General features: G+C 45.2%; 6 protein-coding genes. 4 read left to right on the top strand and 2 right to left on the bottom strand.

Going from position 1 to position 6,148, the window contains the following annotated elements; genetic code table 11:
* Positions 1–252, bottom strand: a 252-nt coding sequence (locus BR62_RS0111160; RefSeq protein ID WP_032870864.1) for a helix-turn-helix domain-containing protein, incomplete at its 3' end; no start/stop codon positions are given.
* A 262-nt stretch (positions 253–514) separates the two neighbouring features.
* Here BR62_RS0111160 and BR62_RS0111155 point away from each other — a divergent pair.
* The 4 genes from BR62_RS0111155 (at position 515) to BR62_RS0111140 (ending at position 5,561) form a co-directional block, all read left to right on the top strand.
* Positions 515–1,432 (top strand): DMT family transporter, encoded by a 918-nt coding sequence (locus tag BR62_RS0111155; RefSeq protein WP_007409862.1) that lies wholly within the window; start codon positions 515–517, stop codon positions 1,430–1,432.
* Between the two features lie 347 nt (positions 1,433–1,779).
* Positions 1,780–3,201: a glycoside hydrolase family 68 protein gene (locus BR62_RS0111150; protein ID WP_015240964.1), complete on the top strand. Its 1,422-nt coding sequence runs from the start codon at positions 1,780–1,782 to the stop codon at positions 3,199–3,201.
* Between the two features lie 61 nt (positions 3,202–3,262).
* The gene (locus BR62_RS0111145) at positions 3,263–4,819 is read left to right on the top strand and encodes a glycoside hydrolase family 32 protein (protein ID WP_156097782.1); all 1,557 of its coding nucleotides are present in this window, start codon (positions 3,263–3,265) and stop codon (positions 4,817–4,819) included.
* Between the two features lie 79 nt (positions 4,820–4,898).
* Entirely contained in the window at positions 4,899–5,561 is a 663-nt protein-coding gene (locus BR62_RS0111140) for a GntR family transcriptional regulator (RefSeq protein ID WP_007409865.1), read from the top strand.
* Between the two features lie 77 nt (positions 5,562–5,638).
* Here BR62_RS0111140 and BR62_RS0111135 read toward each other — a convergent pair whose 3' ends face one another.
* A complete protein-coding gene (locus BR62_RS0111135; protein ID WP_015240966.1) occupies positions 5,639–6,148 on the bottom strand; it encodes a DinB family protein in 510 nt (169 codons plus the stop codon).

Raw genomic sequence — 6,148 nt, 5'->3', positions numbered from 1 at the left:
GTAACGAATCTCTGCCTGCAGTTTCTCTAAATCGGAAGAATACTCCGGACCTTTTCCGTAAGTGTATTGCTTTCCAACAGGCTGTTCGAATCGATGTGTATCACCAGCCTTATACCATCTAACCCATGTCTGAACCTGTGTCTTATTCTTAATATTCAACTCCTGCAGGATCTCTTTCATAGGTACGCCTGCCAATCTCATTTCTACAGCCTTCTGTTTCACTTCAACCGGATAACTCACTCTTGTCCCCATAGAAAAAACACCTCCAAGTCTAATTTCGGATAACAATCATCCGTATTCAAACTTGAAGGTGTTTTTATTTGTCTCATCTTATGGGGTCAGTCCCAACCCGCCGGGGTGTTTTTTTATTGCTCATTCATCAGACGGCCGTTTTGTAAGAGCTTTCTCCGAAAATCTTTTTGACGGAATTTAATATACAATATATAATATATCACATGTAAGGAGTTCGTTTTCCTAATTATTGTAAGTTAATATCAGAACATCAGAATCGGGGGTGTCTATCCTGGAAAAACACGCTGCTCTTTCTTATTCACGAACAACAGGCATTTGGCTTGTGCTTACAGGAGCTATCTTATGGGGGGTCTCGGGAACGGTTGCCCAGTATCTGTTCCAGCACCGCCATTTTAATACAGAATGGCTGACTTCGGTGCGCCTTCTGGTGTCAGGGGCGCTTCTGCTCGGCATCGCGTACCGCAAAGAAAAAGGACGGATATGGGCTGTTTGGAAAGACAGACGGGACAGAATTCCCCTTCTTTTATTCGGGATTTTCGGAATGTTAGGCGTTCAATACACCTACTTCGCGGCAATTGAGTACGGCAACGCGGCAACTGCTACCGTTCTTCAGTATTTAGGGCCAGCGATCATTACATGCTTTTTAGCGATTCGCGCAAAGAGAATTCCTTCAGGAAAAGAGCTGCTCGCCGTCTTATTGGCGGTTGCCGGCACATTCATTTTGGTCACGCACGGGAATGTCGGAAGCCTGTCCGTATCCGGTCTGGCCGTCTTTTGGGGCATCAGTTCGGCGTTTGCACTGGCGTTTTACACCCTTCAGCCGCATCGTCTGCTGAAGAAATGGGGATCTGCCATTATTGTCGGATGGGGCATGCTGATCGGCGGAGCCGCCCTCAGCTTGATCCGCCCGCCCTGGAAATTTGAAGGCGAGTGGTCCTTTCCTGCATATGCCGCGATCGTGTTTATCATCATTTTCGGAACGCTCATCGCTTTTTATTGCTACTTGGAAAGCCTGAAATATCTGAGTGCCTCTGAAACCAGCCTGCTCGCTTGTGCAGAGCCGCTGTCGGCAGCTTTTTTAGCTGTGATCTGGCTGCATGTTCCCTTCGGAATATCAGAATGGCTGGGTACTTTGCTGATTTTAGCTACCATCGCTTTATTATCTATCAAGAAAAAATAACCTCTCTTTTTTAGAGAGGTTTTTTCCTAGGCCCAGAGCACCCCTTAGTCTCAATTACCCATATATTAAAAGGCCTTTTTTCATTTTACTATCATCCAAAAGAGGAAAATAGACCAGTTGTCAATAGAATCAGAGTCTAATAGAATGATGTCGACAAGTAAATCATGCAGGATTGTTACTGATAAAGCAGGCAAGACCTAAAATGTGTTAAGGGCAAAGTGTATTCTTTGGCGTCACCCCATACATATTTTAGGTCTTTTTTTCTGTAACAAACCTGCCATCCATGAATGCAGGAGGATCGAATCGGCAGATCGCAAAAAAAGGTACATACAAAAGGAGACATGAACATGAACATCAAAAAATTTGCAAAACGAGCCACAGTTCTAACTTTTACGACTGCACTTCTGGCAGGGGGAGCGACTCAAGCCTTCGCGAAAGAAAATACCCAAAAACCTTACAAAGAAACGTACGGCGTCTCTCACATCACACGCCATGATATGCTGCAGATCCCTAAACAGCAGCAAAGTGAAAAATACCAAGTGCCTCAATTCGACCAATCAACAATTAAAAATATCGAGTCCGCAAAAGGACTGGATGTGTGGGACAGCTGGCCGCTCCAAAACGCTGACGGAACAGTAGCTGAATACAACGGCTATCACGTCGTGTTTGCTCTTGCCGGAAGCCCGAAAGACGCTGATGACACATCCATCTACATGTTTTATCAAAAAGTCGGCGATAACTCGATCGACAGCTGGAAAAACGCTGGCCGTGTCTTTAAAGACAGCGATAAGTTCGACGCCAACGATGAAATCCTGAAAGAACAGACACAAGAATGGTCCGGTTCTGCAACCTTTACATCTGACGGGAAAATCCGTTTATTCTACACTGACTTTTCCGGTAAACATTACGGCAAACAAAGCCTGACAACGGCGCAGGTAAATGTGTCAAAATCTGATGACACGCTCAAGATCAACGGAGTGGAAGATCATAAAACGATTTTTGACGGTGACGGAAAAACATATCAAAACGTTCAGCAGTTTATCGATGAAGGGAACTATACATCCGGCGACAACCATACGCTGAGAGACCCTCACTACGTTGAAGACAAAGGCCATAAATACCTTGTATTCGAAGCCAACACGGGAACAGATAACGGATACCAAGGCGAAGAATCTTTGTTTAACAAAGCGTACTACGGCGGCAGCACAAACTTCTTCCGTAAAGAAAGTCAGAAGCTTCAGCAAAGTGCTAAAAAACGCGATGCTGAATTAGCGAACGGCGCCCTCGGCATCGTAGAATTAAACAATGACTACACATTGAAAAAAGTCATGAAGCCGCTGATCACTTCAAACACGGTAACTGATGAAATCGAGCGCGCGAATGTTTTCAAAATGAACGGCAAATGGTATCTGTTCACTGATTCACGCGGTTCAAAAATGACGATCGACGGTATTAACTCCAACGATATCTACATGCTTGGTTATGTATCAAACTCTTTAACAGGTCCTTACAAGCCGCTGAACAAAACTGGTCTTGTACTGCAAATGGGTCTTGATCCTAACGATGTAACGTTCACTTACTCTCACTTCGCAGTGCCGCAAGCCAAAGGCAACAATGTCGTGATCACAAGCTACATGACAAACAGAGGCTTCTTTGAGGATAAAAAGGCAACATTTGCGCCAAGCTTCTTAATGAACATCAAAGGCAAGAAAACATCCGTTGTTAAAAACAGCATCCTTGAACAAGGACAGCTTACGGTTAACAACTAATAACAACAAAAAGAAAATGCCGATACTTCATTGGCATTTTCTTTTATTTCTCAACAAGATGGTGAACTCAATCATGGCACGAAAATGGCCCGTTGTAATATTGATCTTTTTGGGTGCGTTCCTGTTTGTCGGCTTACTGCCGAACAAAAGCCACAATTCCTCTGACACAAACACGGAGCATAAGAAAGATTACCGTGCGGCGTATCATTTTACGACCCCGGACAAATGGAAAAACGACCCTCAAAAGCCCATTTTTTTCGAGGGGAAATATCATTACTACTATCTTTATAATCGGGATTACCCGAACGGCAACGGCACAGAATGGCGGCACGCCGTATCAGAGGACTTGGTGCACTGGACGGACGAAGGCACGGCTATTCCGAAATACACCAACGAAAACGGCGATATATGGTCCGGTTCTGTCGTCATTGATAAACACAACACCGCGGGCTTCGGCAAAAACGCGCTGGTCGCCGTCACAACGCAGCCGACAGCCAAAACAAAAGCCCAGGAACAATATTTATGGTACAGCACGGACAAAGGAAAAACGTTTACTTCCTATAGTGATCAGCCCGTGATGAAAAATCCGGGAACTAAGGATTTCCGGGACCCGAAAGTGATCTGGGATGAACAGGATGACAAATGGGTGATGGCCATGGCCGAAGGCGAAAAAATCGGTTTTTATGAATCACCCGATTTAAAAAATTGGACATACACGGGCGGTTTTATCACTCAGCAGATCGGCCTCGTCGAATGCCCCGACCTTTATATGATGCGTGCAGATGACGGAACAGCCAAGTGGGTTCTGGGCGCAAGCGCAAACGGCAAACCCGCAGGCAAACCGAATACGTACGCGTATTGGACCGGAAACTTTGACGGGAAGGAATTTTCCGCCGATCAAGAAGAACCGCAATGGCTCGATTACGGCTTTGACTGGTACGGCGGCGTCACATTTGAGGACGGTAATAGCGAAGATCCGCTGACAAAACGCTATGCGCTGGCATGGATGAACAATTGGGATTATCCGAATGAAACACCGACACTAAAAAACGGCTTTAACGGTACGGATTCTATCGTCCGTGAAATCCGCCTTCAGCAGCAGGACGGCGGCACATACAGCCTTGTGTCAGAGCCGGTTGAAGCATTGAACCAATTAACCTCTTCAACTGACAGCATAGAACTCAAACAGGTGAACGGTTCAGAGACACTGCCGATCAAAGGTGATACATATCAGCTTGATATGGATATCGCTTGGTCAGATATCAAAAATGCAGGCGTCAGACTCAGAGAATCAGCAGACCAAAGTCGGCATATTGATGTCGGTATTTCGGCAGAAGACGGCTATGCCTATGTGAACAGATCGTTTACAGACCAGCCTGATAAAACCGGTGCATACGCCGAAAGCAAAGCCCCATTTGACGGAAACAAAGGGCGCGTCCATCTGAAAATTCTCGTGGATAAAACAAGTATTGAAGTATTTGCAGACGACGGAAAAACCGTTTTGACAAATGAAGTGTTCCCAAAACACGAAGATCAGGGAATCACGCTCTTTTCTGAAGGCGGCTCCGCTGACTTTCAGCATATTGAGATGAAGCATCTCGGTTCGATTCATTCTTAGACGTCCCTCTTCATTTCTAACCAGCGCCCGGACTGTGGTAAAATGCAAATATGTATACTACGATTCATGAGGTGTTCCATTGGATAATCAAAACAAAGAACCTGTGCTGAAAAGAACCATCATGCGGGACGAAGTGTATCGCACACTCAGAAACTGGATCATAACGGGCAAGCTCAAACCGGAAACAAAGTTAAAGGACAAGGATTTGTCGGAAACATTGGGAATCAGCCGCACCCCGATACGGGAAGCCTTATTGCGGCTGGAAGATGACGGCTTGGTGATAACAAAAGCGAACAGATGGACGCTTGTCGCTCCGATTGAGTTAAAAGAAGCGGAAAACTTGTATTCCATCGTCTGGACGCTTGAAAAACTCGCATTGCAGCAAGCTCTCCCGCATGTGGACGATGCCGTGATTCAGGAATTGAAACAGCTGAATGAAAATCTTCTTCAAACAATGAAAGACGGCGATAAACTGGCCATCCTGGAAGCGGACAATGCATTTCACCATCGCATCATTCTGCTTGCGGACAACGCCGAACTTCACAAATTGCTAGTAAGCCTGAAAGTCAAAATTCAGAGAATGGAAATCCGCTATTTCAGTGAAAACGGCGCTTTAAACAGATCATATAATGAACACTCTGATATCATTCACGCATTAGAACAGCAAGATGCCGCCGCTGCTTTTACAGCGCTTGAAGCGAATTGGAAAAACAGTTTAGAACGGCTGCAGAACATGGCATAGCAAATGAAAAAGCCAAATCACTCATATGATTTGGCTTTTTTACGGATATCACAAGACAGCCGCGTTGGCTGTCTTGTTTACTTATTGTTTATATATAAATACATACCGTAATCCGTCGGCACAGAAGCATACCCCATCTGTCTGAGCATGGCTGTTATATTCCCGCGATGATACGTTCCGTGGTTCACAACATGGAGGATCATATCGGCCGCTGCGGTTTTCATGATGTCACCTGACGGATGCTCTATTTCAAGAGGGAGACTGATATTTTCTTCCTTTTGCAAAAATAATTGATACCGGTCTGATAATTCCGAGAACATATCTTCCAGCTCTTCTATCTCTTTAGACAAGATGTCCTCTTTTTGCTGTTCAGCTGATTTCAGCGTATCCTCCAGACGCTCTCCGGAGAACACATCAAACCACCCCTTATCCGACAGATACACATGAGTCAATACACCGGCTATCGACGGAAAGACACTTTGAATCTCCTTACGATACACATCCTCCGGAAGCTCTTTAAGCCGGGTGAATATTTGCTGATTTGCCCAAAGATGATAATCATACAATTGCAGTGCCAGATGTCCCAC

This window comes from Bacillus sp. UNC69MF (genome assembly GCF_000746035.1).
GTDB classification, from domain to species: Bacteria; Bacillota; Bacilli; order Bacillales; family Bacillaceae; genus Bacillus; species Bacillus velezensis.
The sequence above is the reverse complement of the archived record's forward strand: the minus strand, read 5'-3'. Positions and strand labels throughout refer to the sequence as shown.

What these genes read in the sequence shown, in the direction of transcription:
- BR62_RS0111150 (WP_015240964.1), top strand. Translation starts at nt 1,780, where the DNA reads ATGAACATCAAAAAATTTGCAAAACGAGCCACAGTTCTAACTTTTACG.